Annotated in this window: 19 protein-coding genes; 13 read left to right on the forward strand and 6 right to left on the reverse strand. The window is 62.3% G+C overall.

Annotated features, from left to right (window positions below):
- The first annotated feature begins 24 nt into the window (after nucleotides 1-24).
- The gene (locus ISS99_RS02535) at nucleotides 25-1,032 is read left to right on the forward strand and encodes a sodium:calcium antiporter (RefSeq protein WP_204630008.1); all 1,008 of its coding nucleotides are present in this window, start codon (nucleotides 25-27) and stop codon (nucleotides 1,030-1,032) included.
- Between the two features lie 3 nt (nucleotides 1,033-1,035).
- Here the strand turns inward: ISS99_RS02535 and ISS99_RS02540 are convergent, their stop codons facing one another.
- Nucleotides 1,036-1,740 carry a 2OG-Fe(II) oxygenase gene (locus ISS99_RS02540; RefSeq protein WP_204630009.1) on the reverse strand — a complete coding sequence of 235 codons (705 nt, stop codon included), beginning with the start codon at nucleotides 1,738-1,740 and terminating at the stop codon, nucleotides 1,036-1,038.
- 215 nt (nucleotides 1,741-1,955) lie between these two features.
- Here ISS99_RS02540 and carA point away from each other — a divergent pair, with 215 nt between their 5' ends.
- The 3 genes from carA to greA are packed head-to-tail and all read left to right on the forward strand — an operon-like array spanning nucleotide 1,956 to nucleotide 6,785.
- Nucleotides 1,956-3,083 carry a glutamine-hydrolyzing carbamoyl-phosphate synthase small subunit gene (gene carA, locus ISS99_RS02545; protein WP_204630010.1) on the forward strand — a complete coding sequence of 376 codons (1,128 nt, stop codon included), beginning with the start codon at nucleotides 1,956-1,958 and terminating at the stop codon, nucleotides 3,081-3,083.
- Nucleotide 3,084: 1 nt separating this feature from the next.
- Nucleotides 3,085-6,312 carry a carbamoyl-phosphate synthase large subunit gene (gene carB, locus ISS99_RS02550; RefSeq protein WP_204630011.1) on the forward strand — a complete coding sequence of 1,076 codons (3,228 nt, stop codon included), beginning with the start codon at nucleotides 3,085-3,087 and terminating at the stop codon, nucleotides 6,310-6,312.
- Nucleotides 6,309-6,785 (forward strand): transcription elongation factor GreA, encoded by a 477-nt coding sequence (greA, locus tag ISS99_RS02555; RefSeq protein WP_204630012.1) that lies wholly within the window; start codon nucleotides 6,309-6,311, stop codon nucleotides 6,783-6,785. Before carB ends, greA begins: the two co-directional genes overlap by 4 nt.
- 76 nt (nucleotides 6,786-6,861) lie before the next feature.
- Here the strand turns inward: greA and ISS99_RS02560 are convergent, their stop codons facing one another.
- Nucleotides 6,862-7,641 carry a CPBP family intramembrane glutamic endopeptidase gene (locus ISS99_RS02560; RefSeq protein ID WP_239537605.1) on the reverse strand — a complete coding sequence of 260 codons (780 nt, stop codon included), beginning with the start codon at nucleotides 7,639-7,641 and terminating at the stop codon, nucleotides 6,862-6,864.
- A 111-nt stretch (nucleotides 7,642-7,752) separates the two neighbouring features.
- On the opposite strand from ISS99_RS02560, the gene ISS99_RS02565 reads away from it, so the two are divergent.
- Nucleotides 7,753-8,499 (forward strand): SDR family oxidoreductase, encoded by a 747-nt coding sequence (locus tag ISS99_RS02565; RefSeq protein ID WP_204630014.1) that lies wholly within the window; start codon nucleotides 7,753-7,755, stop codon nucleotides 8,497-8,499.
- Between the two features lie 86 nt (nucleotides 8,500-8,585).
- Here the strand turns inward: ISS99_RS02565 and ykgO are convergent, their stop codons facing one another.
- The 4 genes from ykgO to ISS99_RS02585 all read right to left on the reverse strand — a co-directional run bounded on the left by ykgO (nucleotide 8,586) and on the right by ISS99_RS02585 (nucleotide 12,277).
- Nucleotides 8,586-8,711 carry a type B 50S ribosomal protein L36 gene (ykgO, locus tag ISS99_RS02570; protein ID WP_008215056.1) on the reverse strand — a complete coding sequence of 42 codons (126 nt, stop codon included), beginning with the start codon at nucleotides 8,709-8,711 and terminating at the stop codon, nucleotides 8,586-8,588.
- 63 nt (nucleotides 8,712-8,774) lie between these two features.
- On the reverse strand, nucleotides 8,775-9,686 hold the full coding sequence (locus ISS99_RS02575) for a LysR family transcriptional regulator (RefSeq protein ID WP_204630015.1): 912 nt from the start codon (nucleotides 9,684-9,686) through the stop codon (nucleotides 8,775-8,777).
- 233 nt (nucleotides 9,687-9,919) lie between these two features.
- Complete coding sequence (locus ISS99_RS02580; RefSeq protein ID WP_204630016.1) at nucleotides 9,920-11,938, reverse strand: NADPH-dependent 2,4-dienoyl-CoA reductase; 2,019 nt, start codon at nucleotides 11,936-11,938, stop codon at nucleotides 9,920-9,922.
- Nucleotides 11,939-12,019: 81 nt separating this feature from the next.
- Nucleotides 12,020-12,277, reverse strand: a complete 258-nt coding sequence (locus ISS99_RS02585) for an acyl-CoA-binding protein (RefSeq protein ID WP_204630017.1) — start codon at nucleotides 12,275-12,277, stop codon at nucleotides 12,020-12,022.
- Between the two features lie 108 nt (nucleotides 12,278-12,385).
- On the opposite strand from ISS99_RS02585, the gene cmk reads away from it, so the two are divergent.
- From cmk to galU, 8 genes are all read left to right on the forward strand, one after another.
- A complete protein-coding gene (cmk, locus tag ISS99_RS02590) occupies nucleotides 12,386-13,066 on the forward strand; it encodes a (d)CMP kinase (protein ID WP_204630018.1) in 681 nt (226 codons plus the stop codon).
- Nucleotides 13,067-13,227: 161 nt separating this feature from the next.
- A complete protein-coding gene (gene rpsA, locus ISS99_RS02595; RefSeq protein ID WP_204630019.1) occupies nucleotides 13,228-14,901 on the forward strand; it encodes a 30S ribosomal protein S1 in 1,674 nt (557 codons plus the stop codon).
- Nucleotides 14,898-15,269 carry an integration host factor subunit beta gene (locus ISS99_RS02600; protein ID WP_275578098.1) on the forward strand — a complete coding sequence of 124 codons (372 nt, stop codon included), beginning with the start codon at nucleotides 14,898-14,900 and terminating at the stop codon, nucleotides 15,267-15,269. The genes rpsA and ISS99_RS02600 overlap by 4 nt, the downstream gene beginning before the upstream one ends.
- Nucleotides 15,270-15,427: 158 nt before the next feature.
- Complete coding sequence (locus ISS99_RS02605; RefSeq protein ID WP_204630021.1) at nucleotides 15,428-15,691, forward strand: DUF1049 domain-containing protein; 264 nt, start codon at nucleotides 15,428-15,430, stop codon at nucleotides 15,689-15,691.
- Nucleotides 15,688-16,863, forward strand: coding sequence for a lipopolysaccharide assembly protein LapB (gene lapB, locus ISS99_RS02610; RefSeq protein ID WP_204630022.1), 1,176 nt, complete (start codon nucleotides 15,688-15,690; stop codon nucleotides 16,861-16,863). Before ISS99_RS02605 ends, lapB begins: the two co-directional genes overlap by 4 nt.
- Nucleotides 16,856-17,902 carry an MraY family glycosyltransferase gene (locus tag ISS99_RS02615; protein WP_204630023.1) on the forward strand — a complete coding sequence of 349 codons (1,047 nt, stop codon included), beginning with the start codon at nucleotides 16,856-16,858 and terminating at the stop codon, nucleotides 17,900-17,902. Before lapB ends, ISS99_RS02615 begins: the two co-directional genes overlap by 8 nt.
- Nucleotides 17,889-19,784, forward strand: a complete 1,896-nt coding sequence (locus tag ISS99_RS02620) for a nucleoside-diphosphate sugar epimerase/dehydratase (protein WP_204630024.1) — start codon at nucleotides 17,889-17,891, stop codon at nucleotides 19,782-19,784. Before ISS99_RS02615 ends, ISS99_RS02620 begins: the two co-directional genes overlap by 14 nt.
- Nucleotides 19,785-20,657, forward strand: coding sequence for a UTP--glucose-1-phosphate uridylyltransferase GalU (gene galU / locus ISS99_RS02625; RefSeq protein WP_204630025.1), 873 nt, complete (start codon nucleotides 19,785-19,787; stop codon nucleotides 20,655-20,657).
- Nucleotides 20,658-20,679 lie beyond the last annotated feature (22 nt).

Below are 20,679 nucleotides of genomic sequence, written 5' to 3' on the forward strand. Positions count from 1 at the left end.
CGCTTGCCCGGCCCGGAACCTTTCATGCTAGTCACCATGCTGCTGTTCCTGCTTTCGGCCGGCATCATCTACGTGTCGTGCGAGTACTTCGTCAACGGCATCGAATGGCTGGGTCAAAAGCTCAATATCGGCGCGACGGCAACCGGAACGGTATTGGCCGCCTTTGGCACGGCCTTGCCGGAGAGCGCGGTCACATTTGTTGCCGTGATGATGGGAAGAACTCCCCAAGTGCGCGACATCGGCGTGGGCGCTGCGCTGGGCGGTCCGCTGGTGCTCGCCACCATTGCCTACGCGGTCGTGGGGGGCGCGCTTTGGTACAACCGGCGCCGATTGGGTCGCGAAGACCATCGGGTTCGCGTCGATCACTTGCGGCTGGCGCGCGACCAGTCCTGGTTCCTGTCGATTTTCGCGGTGAAGTGCGGGCTCGGTCTGATCGCTTTTGCGTTCAAGCCCTGGCTGGGCGTGCTCTTTATCGCTGCCTATGCGCTCTACGTGCGGCGTGAATTGAAAAACGATGATGACGCGTCGGCGGACGACGAAGTGCTGGAGCCGCTGAAATTTCAGCCTCGCGCCGCTGCGCCGATGCTCGGCATGGTGATTGCGCAGACGTGCCTGGCACTGCTGGTGATTGCCTATGCCTCGCACGTGTTTGTGTCGCAGATCCAGACGATCGGCTTGGCGCTGCATCTGCCGCCGCATCTGATCGCACTGGTATTGAGCCCGGTTGCGACCGAACTGCCGGAAACGATGAATGCGTTGATCTGGGTGCGGCAGGGCAAGGAACGGTTGGCGCTGGCCAATATCTCCGGCGCCATGATGATCCAGGCAACGATTCCCAGTGCCTTGGCGCTGTTCGCCACGCCATGGATGTTCGATACGCCGTTGATCGTTGCCGGTGCGGTCACGGTGGCAGCGATTGTTTATCTGTGGTGGCTGTTCCGTCGCGGCCAGGTGGACGGACGCCGGTTGTTGCCGGTGGCATGGCTTTATTTGCTGTTCGCCGGCTTCGTAGCCTGGTGGTGCATCCGCTAGGCGTTATTCGGGCCGAGTCTTGTGCGATGCGTTGCGGTCGCGATCCGCGCCGAGTTTGCGGTCCAGCACGCCGAACAGCTTCTTGAATGCACGCGAGAATTTGCCGCGCTTGGTCTTGCGCAGCTTTTCCTCTTCGCTGGTGAGCCAGGCGACCTGGATCACGCGGCGCTCGCCCTCGTAAGGCAGGTGACCGTGGAAAGAGTTGTCGCAGCGCTTGAATACCGCGAACTCGCCATAAAGCGGCTTGAGCTCGGGGGCGGCCAGGTCGTCGATGTTGTCGATCTTGTTGAGAAAGCGCAGGCAGCCGTCGCTGGTATCGGGCCACTGCGTATTCAAATAGAGCAGGGCGGTGGCCACTTTGGAGCGGCTGTCGGTATGGATGGTGCCGTGTCGCTTGTTCAAGGCGCGGCACAGGGTGATCAGCGTCGGATATCGCCCCAGGTCGCTGATCCCCAGGTAGTTGCCGATGGCGCTGGCGAATTCCGGCGTGGTCAGCTGCCCGACCAGCGCATTCACCGAAGGGCCGCAGTCGATCGGGTCGTAGGGAAAGAAGCCGGCGCTGGTGTATGCGGGGAAATCCCGCTCCAGGTCGCCGCGGGCCTCATCGGGGAGTTGGCCGTGGGCGATCATGAACGGAAAGGGGTGCTGCCGCACGTCCGTGTCCGGGCGGTCGAGTCGAATGGGATCGAGCAGAACCGTTGCGCTCATGGAGTTTCGTAGCTTTAGCGGGCAAGTGGCTGACAGTCTAGCGCGGGAGATGCGTTTGCGAGCGCCGAGGTGGCATTTTTCACAATGCCTGCCGGTGGACAGAAAGCGCCCTTGCACCTATCATTTCAACCCGCCCGAGACTTTCTTTGACCCAAGGTCCACAAGCCTGCTTCGATGCGGCTTGCGGACCTTGCTGCACCTAAAAGGCGGCCCCCATGCCCATTTCCGCTCTGCTTGCCCTCGAAGACGGCAGCGTGTTTCACGGCCAAGCCGTGGGCGCGACTGGTGAGACCGTCGGAGAGGTGGTTTTCAACACGGCGATGACGGGCTACCAGGAGATCCTCACCGATCCATCCTATGCCCGTCAGATCGTTACCCTGACCTATCCCCACATTGGCAATACCGGTTGCAACGCGGAAGACGAAGAATCTTCGGCCGTCCATACCGCCGGCCTGATCGTGCGCGACGTGCCACGACGCGCCAGCAATTGGCGCAGCACCGAAAGCCTGCCCGATTACCTCAAGCGCCACGGTATCGTGGCCATCGCCGGCATTGATACGCGGCGCCTTACCCGCATCCTGCGCGACAAGGGCGCACTAAACGGCTGCATCGTGGCCGGCGAGTCGATCGACGCCGACGCCGCATTGGCCAAGGCACGCGCCTTCCCCGGCCTCAACGGCATGGACCTGGCCAAGGTGGTCAGCGTGACCGAGCCTTATAGCTGGAACGAGGGTGTGTACGACCTTGACCGCACGGTTTTCAACCAGCCGGCCCGGCGCTTCAAAGTCGTGGCGTACGATTTCGGCGTAAAGCGCAACATTCTGCGCCTGCTCGCCGAACAGGGCTGCGATATCACCGTGGTGCCGGCGCAGACCCCGGCGGCCAAGGTGCTGGCGATGAAACCCGATGGCGTGTTTCTCTCCAACGGTCCTGGCGATCCGGCCGCCTGCGATTACGCGATTGCCGCCACGCGCGAATTCCTGGATGCGAAGATCCCGCTGTTCGGCATCTGCCTAGGCCACCAGATCATGGGTGCTGCCGTTGGCGCGAAGACGCTGAAGATGAAGTTCGGCCACCACGGCGCGAATCATCCGGTGAAGGATCACGACGACGGCCGCGTGCTGATCACTTCGCAGAATCATGGTTTCGCGGTGGATGTCGCGACGCTGCCCAGCAACGTCCGCGTCACGCACACCTCGCTGTTCGATGGTTCGCTGCAAGGTTTTGCACTGACCGATCGTCCGGCCTTCTGCTTCCAGGGGCACCCGGAAGCGAGCCCTGGGCCGCACGACATTGGTTACCTGTTTGATCGTTTTGCCAAGCTGATGCAGGAGGCCCGCTGAGATGGCCAAGCGTACCGATATCAAGACCATCCTCATCATCGGCGCCGGCCCGATCGTCATCGGCCAGGCCTGCGAGTTCGACTACTCCGGCGCACAGGCGTGCAAGGCGCTGAAGGAAGAGGGTTACCGGGTGATCCTGGTGAACTCCAACCCCGCCACGATCATGACCGACCCGGAAACGGCCGACGCGGTCTACATCGAGCCGATCAACTGGCAGACGGTCGAGCGCATCATCGCCAAGGAGCGCCCGGATGCCGTGCTGCCGACCATGGGCGGCCAGACCGGCCTGAACTGCGCGCTCGACCTGGCCGATAACGGCGTACTCGAAAAATACGGTGTCGAGTTGATCGGTGCCTCGCGCGAAGCCATCCGCATGGCCGAAGACCGCGAGCTGTTCCGCGTGGCAATGGCCGATATCGGCCTGGAATGCCCGAAGGCTGCCGTGGCGCGGTCGTTCGAGCAGGCCGTGGAAATCCAGGCCACCGTCGGCTACCCAACCATCATCCGTCCCAGCTTTACGTTGGGCGGTTCGGGCGGCGGCATCGCCTACAACCGCGAAGAATTCGAAGAGATCGTCAAGCGCGGCCTCGAGCTTTCGCCGGTGCACGAAGTGCTGGTGGAAGAGTCGGTGCTCGGCTGGAAGGAGTTCGAGATGGAAGTGGTCCGCGACAAAGCGGACAACTGCATCATCGTGTGCTCGATCGAAAACCTCGACCCGATGGGTGTGCATACCGGCGACTCCATCACGGTTGCGCCGGCGCAGACGCTCACCGACAAGGAATACCAGCGCCTGCGCGATGCCTCCATCGCGGTGCTGCGCAAGATCGGCGTGGATACCGGTGGCTCCAACGTGCAGTTCGGCGTGAATGCCGAAACGGGTCGCGTGGTGGTGATCGAGATGAATCCGCGCGTGTCGCGTTCGTCCGCGCTGGCCTCCAAGGCCACCGGCTTCCCGATCGCCAAGATCGCGGCCAAGCTGGCCGTCGGCTACACGCTGGACGAGCTCAAGAACGACATCACCGGCGGTCTCACGCCGGCTTCGTTCGAGCCGACCATCGATTACGTCGTTACCAAAATTCCGCGCTTCGCCTTCGAGAAATTCCCGCAGGCCGATGCGCGTCTCACCACCCAGATGAAATCGGTGGGCGAGGTGATGGCGATCGGCCGCAGCTTCCACGAATCGCTGCAAAAGGCGTTGCGCGGCCTGGAAATCGGCAAGACCGGTCTCAACCCGACCGGCCTGGACATCGCTACGGACGATGGTCTCGCGACGCTGAAGCGCGAACTGCGCGAGCCGCGTCCGGATCGCGTGTTCCACCTCGCCGACGCCTTCCGCGCCGGACTGAGCCTGGAAGAAGTGCACGATCTCAGCCGCGTCGACCCATGGTTCCTTGCCGCGTTCGAAGACATCGTGCTGACCGAGAAGGAAGTGCGGGAGCAGGGCATTACCGCGCTCGACGCCGCGCGCATGCGCGAGCTGAAGCGCCTTGGCTTCTCCGACGCACGCCTGGCAGAGCTGATCAACACCGACGAAGCCGCGGTGCGCCATCTGCGCCGTACGCTTGGCGTACGCCCGGTCTACAAGCGGGTGGATTCCTGTGCGGCCGAGTTCGCCACGACCACGGCTTACATGTACTCGACCTACGAGGAAGAGTGCGAAGCCAATCCGACCAGCCGCGACAAGATCGTGGTGCTGGGCGGCGGTCCGAACCGCATCGGACAGGGCATCGAGTTCGACTACTGCTGCGTGCACGCGGCCCTAGCGCTGCGCGAAGACGGGTTCGAGACCATCATGGTCAACTGCAACCCGGAAACCGTGTCGACCGACTACGACACTTCCGATCGCCTGTACTTCGAGCCGCTGACCCTGGAAGACGTGCTGGAAATCGTCGACCTCGAAAAGCCGAAGGGCGTGATCGTGCAGTACGGTGGCCAGACGCCGCTCAAACTGGCGCGTGCACTCGAAGCCGCCGGTACGCCGATCATCGGCACCTCGCCGGATTCGATCGATCTGGCCGAAGACCGCGAGCGCTTCCAGCAGATGATCAGCAAACTGGGCCTGACCCAGCCGCCGAACCGTACCGCACGCAATGCCGATGAGGCGTTGGCGCTGGCGCGCGAAATCGGCTATCCGCTGGTGGTGCGTCCGAGCTACGTGCTGGGCGGCCGCGCGATGGAAGTGGTGTATGACGACGCCGATCTGTCGCGCTACATCCGTGAGGCGGTGCAGGTGTCGAACGATTCGCCGGTGCTGCTGGATCGCTTCCTCGATCATGCGGTGGAAGTCGATGTCGACGTCATCGCCGACCAGGAAGGCAATGTGCTGGTCGGCGGCATCATGGAGCACATCGAGGAAGCCGGCGTTCACTCGGGCGATTCGTCCTGCTCGCTGCCGCCGTATTCGCTCACGCCGGCGATCCAGGACGAATTGCGCCGCCAGGTCGCCCTGATGGCGAAAGAACTCAAGGTGATCGGCCTGATGAATACGCAGTTTGCGATTCAGGGCGATACGGTGTTCATCCTCGAAGTGAATCCGCGTGCCTCGCGTACCGTGCCGTTCGTCTCCAAGGCGACCGGTGTGCCGTTGGCCAAGATCGCCGCCCGCTGCATGGCGGGGCGCAGCCTGATTGCACAGGGCACGACGCGCGAAGTGATCCCAGGCTACTACTCGGTGAAGGAAGCGATCTTCCCGTTCCTGAAGTTCCAGAACGTCGATCCGATCCTCGGCCCGGAAATGCGCTCCACCGGCGAAGTGATGGGCGTGGGCCGCAGCTTCGGCGCCGCCTTTGCGCGCGGCCACGATGCGGCTGGCATCAAGACGCCGCAGAAGGGCAAGGTCTTCGTATCGGTGCGCGATGCCGACAAGGATCGCCTGCTGCCGGTTGCCGAGGGCATTATCGCGCGCGGTTTCACGTTGGTCGCTACATCCGGTACGGCAAGCTACCTGTCGGAGCGTGGCGTGGCTTGCGAGCGCATCAACAAGGTGCTTGAAGGCCGGCCGCACATTGTCGACCTGATCAAGAACGGCGAGATCGTCTATATCGTCAACACCACCGAGGGCAAGCAAGCGATCGCCGATTCGTTCTCGATCCGGCGCGAAGCCTTGCAGCACCGCGTCACGTACTCCACCACCGTTGCCGGCGCGCGGGCGCTGGTGCATTCGCTGGATTTCCACGATACCGGCGAAGTCCATAGCTTGCAGGAATTGCACAAGGAGCTGAGCGCATGAGTCGCGCCCCCATCACCAAAATTGGTTCGGAGCGTTTGCGTGGCGAGCTGGATCACCTGAAGTCGGTCAAGCGCCCGAAGATCATCGCGGACATCGCCGAGGCGCGCGCTCACGGCGACTTGAAGGAAAACGCCGAATACCATGCGGCACGCGAGCAGCAGAGCTTTATCGAAGGCCGGATTGCCGAACTGGAAGCGGCGCTGTCCACCGCTGAAGTGATCGACGTGTCGCGCCTGAGTGCCGGCAACAAGGTGGTGTTCGGCGCCACGGTAAATCTGGAAGATGAAGACAGCGGCGAGGCGGTGACCTACCAGATCGTGGGTGATCTGGAGGCCGACATCAAGCAGCGTCTCATCGCGGTCTCGTCCCCGATCGCGCGCGCCCTGATCGGCAAAAGCGCCGGCGACAGTTTCGAGTTCAAGGCACCCAACGGTGTGAAGCGCTACGAGATTACCGGCGTCAGCTACGAGTGAACGATGCGATCTGCCTCCTTGGCAGATCGTGCAAAAGATAGGCCGGGTTTCGTGTTCGAAGCCCGGCTTTTTTGTTTCAGCGCACCTGCGGATTGAAACCGCTGATGAGCGGGGCGGCGCGTTGGGGATCGTCTTGGGCCGGGTTGTAGACCAGCAGGATCCGCAGGTCGATCAAAATGTGCATCAGGATAGGCAATGCCAAGCCTCCGGACAGAATGGCAAGCATGCCGAATACCGCACCGGCCGTCGTTGTTTCCAGTACACCGCGTTTGCCTTGATAGACGTGGCCCAGGCCGAACGCCAGCGAGCTGAGTACCCATGCCCAGATCAGTCCCGTGCCCGGGCCGCCGATCAGCTGGCCGCGGAAATACTGCAGCAGGAAACCTCGGTAAAGCAGTTCCTCGCCAATGCCCCCGCTCAGGCTCAGCAACACCCACCACCGGCGCTCCTGTCTGGATACAGGCAACATGAAGCGAACGAGGGAGGCCAGGTAGGCTTCCAGATAAGCCTTGCGAATGCGCTTGCGGAATACGCACTGGATACTTGGCCACAGCACCCACGCAAACAGCAGAGCGATAAGTGCGCTCGCCGCCATCGAAATCACCGAATGGCGATCCAGCCAGGGAGCGTCTGTATGACTGCGCGCAATGATCAGCAGCGTATCGAGTGGCGCGATGGCCAACGCAATGATCACGAATACCGAAGTGGCGAGCACACTGCGGCGATACAGTGCCAAACGCGCGGCAGTGCTGCTGAAACGTTTCAGGTGCTGCATGGCAGGCAGGTCGATCAAGGGAAAGACAAACACCAGCGCGACGGCAAACACGTCCTGCATCAGGCCCAGATACTCATGCATGTCCACGAGACTTCCCCCGCAACACGGTCGCGCGTAAGTTACCGGTGAATCGGGCTGCCGCTGGCAGTCTTGCACAATCCCTGCCGCCTGGCAGCGATGAGGACGATTTCCATGGGAAAAGTGGTCGTGATCACCGGCGCAAGCCGCGGCATTGGCAGGGCTACGGCACGTCTGCTGGCGGCGGACGGCTGGTCTGTCGGCGTCAATTTCGCACAGAACGAAGCGAAGGCGCAGGAGACCGCGGACGACATTCGCAAGCTGGGCGGACAGGCGCTGGCGGTGCGCGGCAACGTCGCCGACGAGGTTGATGTGGTGGCTGTGTTCGATGCGGTGGAATCTGCCTTCGGCGTCGTGGACGCGCTGGTCAACAATGCAGGCATCGTCGCGCCGTCGATGCCGCTGGCCGACATGAGCATCGATCGGCTCAGGCACGTGTTCGACGTCAACATACTTGGCGCTTACCTATGCGCACGCGAGGCATCCCGACGCATGTGCAAAGGGCGCGGGGGAAACGGCGGCGCGATCGTGAATGTGTCTTCGGCGGCGGCGAGGTTGGGGTCGCCTCACGAGTATGTGGACTATGCGGGATCGAAGGGCGCGATCGATACGCTCACCATCGGGCTGGCCAAGGAGCTCGCTTCCGAGGGCGTGCGCGTGAACGCAGTTCGTCCGGGGCTTATCGATACCGAGATCCATGCCAGCGGGGGACGCCCGGATCGGGCGGCGGTGCTGGGTGCGCAAACGCCGCTGGCGCGCGCCGGTACGGCCGACGAAGTGGCCCAGGCCATCGCGTGGTTGCTGAGTGACGCGGCGTCGTATGTGACGGGGGCGTTGCTGGATGTCAGCGGCGGCCGCTGACTCGATCGGGCCGTCTTTTATGAGAGATGGCCGGGCATAAAAAAAGCCGCTTTGCAGCGGCTTTTTTCAGATATTCGCAACAGCGATCAACGCTGACGCGCCTTGAAGCGCGGGTTGCTCTTGCAGATCACGAACACTTTGCCGCGACGGCGCACAACCTTGCAGTCACGGTGCCGCTGCTTGGCGGACTTCAAAGAGGAAAGCACCTTCACGGCAGGCTCCTGAAACGATGTGAGACGAAGAAAGCGCGAAAGTATAACTACTTGAATCGCTTATCACAAGCCCAGCGCTTTCTTGGCGTCCGTGACCGTTTCAAGGAACTGCAGCACCACGGGCGCGGGGTTCTCGGTCCGGCTGGCCACGGCAAGCAACAGGTAGGCATCCGGGTCGACCAGCGGCACATAGCTTACCCCCGCCAGTTTCACCACCTGCATGCTGGCCGGAATCAGCGCCAAGCCGATGCCGGCGGCCACCAGGGCCAGGAGGCCGTTGATCTGCTGGGCCTGCTGGCGTACCACCGGATGGAATCCGGCCTTGGAGGCCAGCCGCACCAGGCGGTCATATAGCGTAGCGGCCAGTTCGCGGGGTTGGATCACAAACGGCTCCCCGGCAACTTCGCCGAGCTCCAGGCTCGGACGGTCGGCCAATCGATGCCCGGAGGGCAGGGCAAGCAGCAGCGGCTCGCGATCGATAATGTCCAACCGCAGCGCCCGCGCATCGTCTTCGTGACTGGGCACGTCGCGTACGAAGCCGACGTCGATCTGGCCGGAACGCACCGCCGCAAATTGCGGCTCGGTGTACATCTCGCTTAGCCATAGCCGGATATTGGGTGCTCGCTGTCCAAGCAGAAGCAAGGTTTGGGGCAGGGCCGGGTGGAAGGAAACCGAAACCGTATAAGCCAGCCTCAATTGGCCGCTGAAGCCGGCGGCGGCCTCGGTCACACGAATACGGGCATCGTCGGCCATGGCCAGGATCTGCCGGGCCTGCTCGAGAAACAGGCGCCCCGGCTCGGTCAGCGTAACGTTGCGTTTGTCTCGGTCCAGCAGGCGTATGCCCAGATCCTGCTCCAGGGCCTGGATCTGCTGTGAAAGCGGCGGCTGCGAAATGTGCAGGCGCTGCGCCGCGCGCGTAAAGCTCAGCTCTTCGGCGACAGCGATGAAGTAGCGCAACTGGCGAAAATCAAACATATATGACTTTCGTATAAATAGGGGCTCAAATATATATTTGATTCTGTATCGCGTCGATCATAATATAGTCCCTGTCGCGGCACTGACCCCCTCCCCCCGAGTGCCGCTGACCCTCGCCCCGCAGCGACGCTACCCCCGCGGTATTCGGCATCCCTCCCCAGAGCCAATACCGACGCGTCGCTGGCGGGGCGCTTCCTTTTTCGCTTTTTGTATCAGTCGCTTGCAGAGCCCTGTTAAAGCTCTGCAGCTAGTCGCGTGCCCTGGGCAATGGCCCGCTTGGCATCGAGTTCGGCCGCTACGTCGGCGCCACCGATGACGTGCGTACGCTGCCCTTGGGCGATCAGGGCATCCGCCAAAGCGCGGTTGGGCTCCTGGCCGGCACAAATGATGACGTGATCGACCGGAAGAACCTGGGGCTTGCCGTCTACGGTGATGTGTAGGCCGTCGTCGTCGAAGCGATCGTAGGCGACGCCGCCCAGCATGGTCACCTGCTTGTTTTTCAGCGTGGCGCGATGCACCCAGCCGGTCGTTTTGTTCAGCCGCGCGCCGGGGCGTCCCTCGCTCCGCTGCAGCAGCCACACCTGGCGCGCGGGTGGTTCCGGCTGTGCCGGCTTCAGGCCGCCACGCTGATCCAGTTGCATATCCACGCCCCATTCGCGCGTCCAGCGCTCCACGTCGGTTGTCGGGGAGGGGGTGTGCTCGATCAGGAATTCCGCCACGTCGAAACCGATGCCGCCTGCGCCGATGACCGCCACACGATGACCTGCCAGCTGATTGTGTGCGAGGATGTCGAGATAGCTCAAAACGCGCGGATGAGTGCTTCCGGGGAAGCTCACCTTGCGCGGCGTGATTCCGGTGGCAATGACGACATCGTCGAACTTTTCAGCTGCAATTGAAGCGACATCCGCTACCTCGCCCAGGCGCATGCGTACTCCCGCGTCGGTCAGGCGATGGCGGAAGTAGCGCAGGGTTTCGTGGAACTCTTCCTTGCCGGGAATGCGTTTGGCGTAATTGAACTGGCCGCCGATGTCGCTGGCGCCATCGAACAAGGTGACGTCGTGGCCGCGTTCGGCCAGGGTTGAGGCGCACGCCATGCCGGCCGGGCCCGCGCCGACGACGCCGATGCGCTTGCGCGCGGGCGCTGGAACGACGCGCAGTTCGGTCTCGTGGCAGGCGCGCGGATTGACCATGCAACTCGCACGTTGATTCTGGAAAACGTGGTCGAGGCAAGCCTGGTTGCAAGCAATGCACGTATTGATGCGTTCGCTGCGGCCGCTTTTGGCTTTCACCGCCCAATCGGGATCGGCGAGCAACGGTCTTGCCATCGATACCATGTCCGCTTCGCCGCTGGCCAGTATTTGCTCGGCGACCTCGGGTACGTTGATGCGATTGGTGGTGATCAGCGGTATCGATACTTCGCTTTTGAGTTTCTTCGTCACCCACGCGAAGCCGGCACGCGGCACGTTGGTGACGATGGTCGGGATGCGCGCTTCGTGCCAGCCGATGCCGGTGTTGATGATGCTGGCGCCGGCCGTTTCGATGGCCTTGGCCAAGGTCACGATTTCCTGCCAGTCCTGTCCGCCTTCGACCAGGTCGAGCATGGAAAGGCGGTAGATGATGATGAAATCGGGGCCGACCGCCGCGCGCATGCGCCGTACGATTTCCACGGGAAAGCGCATGCGCCGCTCGGCATCGCCACCCCATTGGTCGCTGCGCCGATTGGTACGCTCGGCGATGAACTGGTTGATCAGATAGCCTTCCGAGCCCATCACTTCCACGCCGTCGTAGCCGGCGTCCTGCGCCAGCCGCGCGCAGCGCACGAAATCATTGATGGTGCGCTCCACGCCGCGGGTGCTGAGGGCGCGTGGCGTGAAGGGAGTGATCGGCGACTTGATCTTCGACGGAGCCACCGATAGCGGGTGATAGCCGTAGCGACCCGCGTGCAGGATCTGCATGCAGATGCGACCGCCTTCGGCATGTACGGCGCGAGTGAGCTTGCGGTGCCGCGGCTTGTGCCAGGGCAGGGTCATCCGCCCGCCGAACGGCTTGAGCCAGCCCTCGATGCTGGGCGCGATGCCGCCGGTCACCATCAGGCCGACGCCGCCACGCGCGCGTTCGGCGAAATAAGCGGCCAATTTGTCGAAATCGGCGGCCTTGTCTTCCAGCCCGGTGTGCATCGAGCCCATCAGGATGCGGTTGGGCAAGGTAACGTGGCCCAGCTGGAGCGGGGCGAACAGGTGAGGGTAGTCCATACGGCGCCGTCTTCAAACGATCGTATGAATGTGCCTGCTATGCATCCTGGGCGCAAGTGGTCCCGGCGCGGCAGGTGACGCTCAGGGCAGCAATTGTCGTACCAGTGAAATGTATTGCCGCCTGGCTTCGTCCTGGGAGATGCCCTTGAAATTGGCCCAGGCTTCTTTCTTGGCGGTGCCGATGAAATCGAAGAAGCCCGGTTCGCAACCGTGGACGTCGCCGCAGGTGGCCTGCTTATAGAGCGCGTAAAGCCGCAGCAGGGTGTCGTTGTCAGGCCGTTCGCCCAGTTGCTTGATGTCCGCAGCGGCTTGCTCGAACTCGCGTTGCAGATCATTCATGACGGCTGGCTGACACGGCAAAGTGACTGATGAAGAAGCAGAAAGCATGCGCCTGGAACCCCTGTAAACACGATAAGCTAAGCACTTCCCGTGCCATCAGGTCAGTCCATGCAAACACGTCCGCCTGCGCCCGTACTCACCATCGACGGACCTTCCGGATCGGGCAAAGGCACGATTAGCCGGCTGGTCGCCGAGCACCTGGGCTGGCGGCTGCTGGATTCCGGTGCGCTATACCGTGCGGTGGGCTACGCGGCGGGGGCGGCCGGCCTGGATTTGTCCGATGCCGAGGCCGTTACCCGTTGTGCCGAAACCACCCGGATCCAATTCCGGGCGGCGCCTAATGATGGCGAAACGCGGGTGATCGTCAATGGCCACGATGCCACAGATGAGCTGCGGACAGAAACCGCGGGCGCGGCGGCCTCGGCGATTGCGTCGGTGCCATCCGTCCGTAAGGCCTTGGTGAACATGCAATTGAGCTTCCGCAAGCAGCCGGGGCTGGTGGCCGATGGCCGCGACATGGGGACGGTCATCTTCCCGGACGCCGCGTTCAAGGTGTTCCTGACCGCCAGCGCGGCCGAAAGGGCGAAAAGACGCTATAAGCAGTTGAAGGAAAAGGGACTGAGCGTTACACTTGCTACCCTTCAGAGCGAAATTGAAGCGCGTGATGCCCGCGATGCCTCGCGAGCCGTCGCACCGCTCAAGCCCGCCGCCGATGCAGTGCTGGTCGATACCACCGGCATGGGGATCGAAGACGTGGTCGCTAAAGTTCTGGCCGTCGTAAAACCGTAAAGCGGTTGCGGCGGCTTTGGTGCTTCATGCCGCGGCATGAAGTTTTGGGTCAACGGTGCCAGGGAGCGATCCCGCAACACCCACAACCGGTGGGCCTGCCCGCGCACATACATCCGACGGCGTGCACAGGGTCAGGGCCTTTTCTTATTTCTGGAATCAACATGACTGAAAGTTTTGCCGAGCTGTTTGAACAGAGCCAACAGGCCATCTCCAAGCTGAAGCCGGGCGCCATCGTCACCGGTATCGTTGTGGAAATCCGCAACGACGTCGTCGTGATCAACGCAGGCCTGAAGAGCGAAGGCATCGTCCCGATCGAGCAGTTCAAGGACGAGAAGGGCGAGTTGGAAGTGCAGGTTGGCGATGAGGTGAAGGTTGCCCTCGACGCCCTGGAAGACGGTTTCGGCGAGACCAAGCTCTCCCGCGAGAAGGCCAAGCGTTCCATGGTATGGGACGACCTCGAGCAGGCCTTCGACAAGGAAGAGACCATCACCGGCATGATCTCCGGCAAGGTCAAGGGCGGCTTCACCGTCGACATCAAGGACGTCCGCGCATTCCTGCCGGGCTCGCTGGTCGACGTGCGTCCGGTGCGCGATCCGGTGTACCTGGAAGGCAAGGCGCTTGAGTTCAAGATCATCAAGCTGGACCGCAAGCGCAACAACGTCGTTGTCAGCCGCCGCGCCGTCGTCGAGACCGAGTTCTCCGAAGAGCGCGAGAAGCTGCTGGAGCGCCTGACCGAAGGCGCCGTGGTGAAGGGCACGGTCAAGAACCTCACCGACTACGGTGCGTTCGTGGACCTGGGCGGCATCGACGGCCTGCTGCACATCACCGACATGGCGTGGAAGCGCGTGCGTCATCCGTCCGAAGTCGTCAATGTCGGCGACGAGTTGGACGTGCGCGTGCTGAAGTACGACCGCGAGCGCAACCGCGTATCGCTGGGTCTGAAGCAGCTGGGCGACGATCCGTGGGTGAACATCTCGCGTCGCTACCCGGTCGGCAGCCGCCTGTTCGGCAAGGTCTCCAACGTCACCGATTACGGCTGCTTCGTCGAGATCGAGCCGGGCGTCGAAGGTCTGGTCCACGTTTCCGAAATGGATTGGACCAACAAGAACGTCAATCCGGCCAAGGTCGTGCAGGTTGGCGATGAGACCGAAGTGATGGTGCTGGACGTGGATGAAGAGCGTCGCCGCATCTCGCTGGGTATCAAGCAGACCCGCTCGAATCCGTGGGAAGCGTTCGCAGCGATGCACAAGAAGAACGACAAGGTGTCCGGTCAGATCAAGTCGATCACCGACTTCGGCATCTTCATCGGTCTGGATGGCGGCATCGATGGTCTGGTCCACCTGTCCGACATCTCCTGGCAGGCTTCCGGCGAAGACCTCGTGCGCAACTTCAAGAAGGGCGACGAGATCGAGGCCGTGGTGCTGGCAGTGGATCCGGAGCGCGAGCGCATCTCGCTCGGCATCAAGCAGATGGAGCAGGATCCGTTCGGTCACTTCATGGCCGTCCATGCCCGCGGCACCATCGTCAACGGTACCGTGAAGGAAGTGGACGCCAAGGGTGCGGTGATCGATCTCGGTGACGGCGTCGAAGGCTATCTGCGCGCCAACGACATTGCCAAGGAGCGCATCGAAGATGCTACGCAGCATCTGAAGGTGGGCGACAAGGTCGAAGCCAAGTTCACCGGTATGGACCGCAAGGGTCGCCAGTTGTCGCTGTCGATCCGCGCCAAGGACGAGGAAGAGCTGCAAGATGCGATGGCGGAATACTCCAGCGCGTCCGGTGGCACGACCAAGCTTGGTGCGCTGCTGAAAGAGCAGCTCAACAAGGCTGATTGATTAGTGCCTGCAGTGGGGCGGCGGTTGCGCCGCCCCAACTCGTTCCACGTCACGGACATTGGGGACCCATGACCAAATCCGAGCTGATTGAGGCGCTGGCAAAGCGTCAGACCCACCTTGCGTTCGGCGACGTCGAGCTGGCGGTCAAAAACGTCATCGAACAGATGAGTCAGGCCCTGGCCAGCGGCGAGCGCATCGAAGTACGCGGTTTCGGCAGTTTTGCGCTGCACTACCGGCCCCCGCGCATGGGTCGCAATCCCAAAACCGGCGATGCAGTGGCGCTGCCGGGCAAGCACGTGCCGCATTTCAAGCCCGGCAAAGAGCTGCGCGAGCGCGTCAACATGCATCTGGAGCAGCAAGAAAGCTGATCCTTTTTGCTTAAACGGTTATCCGACAGGCAGGCGGCCTTGGGCTGGTCCTGCCTTTCTTTTTGCAAATTTTTGCGACGTTCGAAAATCGTGATTCTTGCTGAATTACTTGCATCGACCGCCTGTGCCGCCCCAAAGCAATCAGGTAAAGTCTGCCGATGCGACTGATAGTCATGCTGCTATTGCTGTTGTTCATCGCCGGGGGAGTGGTGCTCGGGGCGCTCAATGCGGACCTCGTTGGCTACGATCTCGCGTTTGCACGCGTCCAGGTTCCCAAAGGGGCTGCTCTGCTGGCGATGCTGGCGCTCGGCTGGATCCTCGGCGGGCTGACGGCCTGGCTGGGCGTCACGACGCGACATCACCGCGACCGGCGACGCGCCCAGAAAGCCGGGGGCGCGGCCAAGGCATCGAAAGCCCCATGAGTACGTTCTATCCGCTGCTGGCCCTGTTGATTCCGGCGGCTTTCCTGAGTGGTTGGTGGACGGCCCGGCGTGCCGGCGTGCGCCGTTCCGGCGCCCAGGTCAGCGAGTTGTCCTCCGATTATTTCCGTGGCTTGAACTACCTGCTCAACGAAGAGCAGGACAAAGCTATCGAGGTGTTTCTCAAACTCGCCGAATACAATCGGGATACCGTGGAAACGCATCTGGCGCTGGGCAATCTTTTTCGGCGTCGAGGCGAAGTGGATCGGGCTATCCGTTTGCATCAGCATCTCGTCTCCAGGCCCGGTTTGTCCGAGGGCATGAAGACGGTTGCCTTGCTCGAGCTTGGCGAAGACTACATGCGTGCAGGTCTCCTGGATCGCGCCGAAGCGCTGTTCTCCGACCTGGTGGCGATGAACGCGCACGCTCCGTCGGCATTGCGGCACCTCATCGCGATCTACCAGCACGAGCGCGACTGGCACAAGGCCATCGAGCACGCGCGTCGCCTTGAAACCATGACCGGCGAAGAGGAAGTCACCACCATCGCGCAGTTCTATTGCGAACTCGCCGAGCAATCGCGGCAGCATGGAGCACGCGCCGAGGCGCGCGAATACCTGCAGCACGCGTTTGCCTGCCAGCCCGACTGCGTGCGGGCTTTCATGCTTACTGGCCGGCTGCACGCGGAAGAGGGCGAGTATCCCGAGGCCGTCGACGTGTACGAGCGCGCCGTCGATGCGGATATCGCGTTCGTGCCCGAAATCCTGCCCCCTTTGCTGGACAGTTATGCGCGTTCCAGCCAGATGGAGCGCGCCGAACGTTTCCTGCGCGATATTCTGGCCCGCTATCACGGCATCTCGCCGGTGCTGGCGCTGACGCACTTGTACGAGAAGCGCGATGGCGAAAAGCCAGCCATCGAATTTCTTACCTCGCAGTTGCGGCAACGACCGTCGGTGCGCGGACTGATGGCGCTCATCGATGCCACGATGGACAAGATCGAGGGCGAGGCGCGCGAGAATTTCCTGATCCTGCGCGACCTGACGCGCAAGCTGCTCGAAGGCCAGGCCATGTATCGCTGCAGCCATTGCGGCTTCGGCACCAAGGCCCACCATTGGCAATGCCCAAGTTGCAAAGGCTGGAGCACGATCCGGCCCATCCACGGTGTAGCCAATGAGTGACGCCGTCGTGGCCTCCTTCGCCCCGATCGCGGTTCTCGTCCTGATTGCCTTCCTGATTGCCCTGGGCGTGGTGCGGGCGGCGATTGCGTATGCGCAGCGCAAGCGCATGCTGGACCTTCCAGGGCAGCGTCGATCGCACAAGGTGCCAACCCCGCGCGGCGGCGGAATCGGCATCATCGTTTCCGTTCTAGTCGCGATGCCGGTCAGCCTTTCGTATATCCAGCCAGCCTGGCCTTTTCACGTAATCATCACGTTGCTGGCGGCTGTCGCGCTGGTTGCCTGGATCGGATGGTGGGACGACCACAGCCCGTTGCCCGCTTTGCCGCGTTTCGGTGTGCAGATGGTGGCGACGGCCCTGTTTTCCGCAGCATTGCTATACCAGGGACCGAGCAGTTGGTGGTGGCCCGTGCTGGTGTTGGCGGGTGCATGGAGCATCAACCTGCACAACTTCATGGACGGCATCGATGGGTTGCTGGCGCAGCAGGGCATTTTCGTCGCCTGCGGCCTGGGAATGCTCGCATGGCTGGCCGGCCAGAACGCCCTCGCGGGCGCCTCGGCGTGCCTTGCGGCGGCGTGCCTGGGCTTCTGGTGCTACAACCGTTCCCCGGCACGCATCTTCATGGGCGATGTCGGCAGCGGCAGCATCGGCCTGCTGCTGTTCGCCTTGACCGCCATGCTCTGGCGGGTCGATGGGATGTTGCTGTGGCCGGCTCTGATCCTCAGTTCAGCTTTCGTGACGGATGCGACCCTTACCCTACTGGTTCGTATCCTGAGTGGACGCCGCTGGTACACTGCGCATCGCGAACATCTGTACCAATGGATTGTGCGCAAGGGCCATACGCATGCGACGGGGGCGGCGTGGTACCTGGGATGGAACGTACTGGTGGCCGCACCGTTGGCGGCGCTGGCATGGGAGAGGCCTAAAGTGGGGTTGGTAGCCTGCATCGTTACCTATGCGATCGCGGCAATAGCCTGGCTGTACGCCAAGTGCCGCATGATCCGGCGAGTTCGATACAAGGTTCGTCATGTCCATACGTAAATGGGTCGGCATAGTTCATCCGCGGATAGCCGTCGTCGCGCACGATTTGCTGATCACGGCGCTTGCCTGGTGGGTGGCGAAGGAACTGCGCTACGCCCTGGATCCGCAACTGCAGATGACGTTCGGATTGTTCGAGTTTCCGATCGTGCTGCTGGTGCAGGGTGGGGTGTACGCCTGGACCGGGCTGTATAAAGGGGTCTGGCGCTTTGCCAGCCTGCCCGATCTTTGGAATATCCTGCGCGCGGCCATCGTCGGTACTGTGGCGATCGGCGTCACGCTGTTTTTCTATGGGCGACTGGATGGCGTGCCGCGCTCGATCCTGTTGCTCTATCCGTTTGTGCTGGCGCTGTTCCTGGGTACGCCGCGGTTGGCTTACCGATTCTGGAAAGACAGCCGCATCGACCTTTTCATGAGTTCGAAGACGCAGCGCGTACTCATCGTAGGAGCGGACCGCGCAGGCGAGGCACTGGCGCGCGATCTGCATCGGGACACTCGCTACACCGTGGTGGGGTTTGTCGACAACCAGCGCACCTTGCGTGGCGCACGCATCAACGGCAAGCCCGTACTGGGTACGCTTGAGCAGCTTCCGGAAGTAGCCAAGGAAGCGGCTGTACAGATGCTGCTTATCGCACTGCCCGGCGCCAGCGCTCGGGAGATGCGCCAGGTGGTGGAATTGTGCGACGTCACCGGACTGCCTTATCGCACCGTTCCCAAGCTTGAAGACGTGGTCGCCGGCCGCGCCCAGTTCAATCAGATCAAGGAAGTGTCGATCGAAGATCTGCTTGGGCGCGATACCGTCGAGCTGGATTGGACTCGTATCCGCGAGACGCTTACCGGCCGGCGCGTGTTGATCACCGGCGGCGGCGGCTCGATCGGTTCGGAGCTGTGCCGACAGGTTGCGCGGCTGGGCGTGCATGCGCTCACCATCGTGGAATCGTGCGAATACAACCTCTATCAGATTTCGCAAGAATTGCGCGCGGCTTATCCCGAGCTTCTGCTGAACAGCGTGCTGGCCGACTGCGGCGATCCCATCGCCATGCGCCGTGTGTTTACCGAGGTCATGCCGCAGGTGGTTTTTCACGCTGCCGCCTACAAGCACGTGCCGTTGCTGCAAGGGCAGTTGCGCACGGCAGTACGCAACAACGTGCTGGCGACGCGTACCGTAGCGGACCTGGCCAGCGAAACGCGCGTGGAATGCTTCGTGCTCATTTCCACCGACAAGGCGGTCAATCCCACCAGCGTAATGGGTGCGTGCAAGCGCATTGCGGAAATCTGGTGCCAGAATCTCAACGCGCATTCGAACACCCATTTCATCACCGTGCGATTCGGCAACGTGCTCGATTCGGCCGGATCGGTGGTGCCGCTGTTCCGCCAGCAGATTCACGCGGGCGGTCCGGTGACGGTCACGCACCCGGAAATCTCGCGCTACTTCATGACCATTCCCGAAGCCACCCAGCTGATCCTGCAGGCGTCCGCGCTCGGCAATGGCGGCGAAATCTTCGCGCTTGACATGGGCGAGCCGGTAAAGATCCGCGATCTGGCCGAGCAGATGATCCGCCTTGCCGGCAAGAAGCCGGGGACCGAGATTCCCATCGTGTATACCGGTCTGCGCTCCGGCGAAAAATTGTTCGAAGAGCTGTTCCACCCGCTGGAAAACTACAGCGCCACGAAGCACAACAAGATTTTCCTGGCACAGCACCGGCCGGTCTCGTGGGAGCTATTGCAGGCGCAAATGAGCAAGGCGATGGATGCCGTGCGCAGCTACGACGAAGTCGAGCTCAGAAACTGTGTGTCCAGCTTGTTGCCGTCGTTCTGCTGGAGCGACGTTGCGCAGCCAGGTAACGTGGTTCCATTACGCCGCAACGAAATTGGAGAGAAGTGAGTGAGTAAGCCATTGCGCAAGGTGGTGTTCCCGGTTGCCGGGCTTGGTACGCGTTTTTTGCCCGCAACCAAGGTCGTTGCCAAGGAAATGCTGCCGGTTCTGGACAAGCCGCTGATTCAATATGCGGTGGATGAAGCGGTCGACGCGGGTGCCGACACCCTGGTATTCGTCACCAATCGCTACAAGCACGCCATTGCCGACTACTTCGACAAGGCTTACGAGCTGGAAGCGAAGCTGCAGGAAAAGCGCAAGGACGAATTGCTGGCCTTGGTGCAAGGCACCTTGCCGCGCCACGTCCGCGCGATCTTCGTGACCCAGCCCGAAGCATTGGGCCTGGGGCATGCCGTGCTGTGCGCCAAGCCAGTGGTGGGCGACGAACCCTTCGGTGTGATCCTGCCCGACGACCTCATCTGGAACCAGGGCAGGGGCGCTCTGCGCCAGATGGCGGAGTTGGGCGAAGCGGAGCAGGCCGGCGTCATTGCGGTCGAGGAAGTACCGTACGACCAGACCGACAAATACGGCGTCGTGGACGCCGAGCCCATCGACGAGCGCAGTGCGCGTATCCGTTTCATGGTGGAAAAGCCCAAGCCGGCCGAGGCTCCTTCCAACCTCGCGGTGGTGGGACGCTACGTGTTGCCGGGCCGCATCTTCCAGTTGCTGGAACAGACCAAGCCCGGCGCTGGCGGCGAAATCCAGCTGACCGACGCGATCGAAGCCTTGCTGATGGAGCAAGGCAAGGTGCTGGCCTACCGCTTCGAGGGCACGCGCTTCGACTGCGGCAACAAGGCCGGCCTGGTCCGCGCCACCATGCACATGGCCATGCAGGACCCGGTGCTGGCCAACACCGTGCGGGAGTTTGCCAGCCAGCTTTGAGGCCGGCCGAGCCGTACCTGGA

Source organism: Dyella mobilis (assembly GCF_016904945.1).
Classification (GTDB): Bacteria; Pseudomonadota; Gammaproteobacteria; order Xanthomonadales; family Rhodanobacteraceae; genus Dyella_B; species Dyella_B mobilis.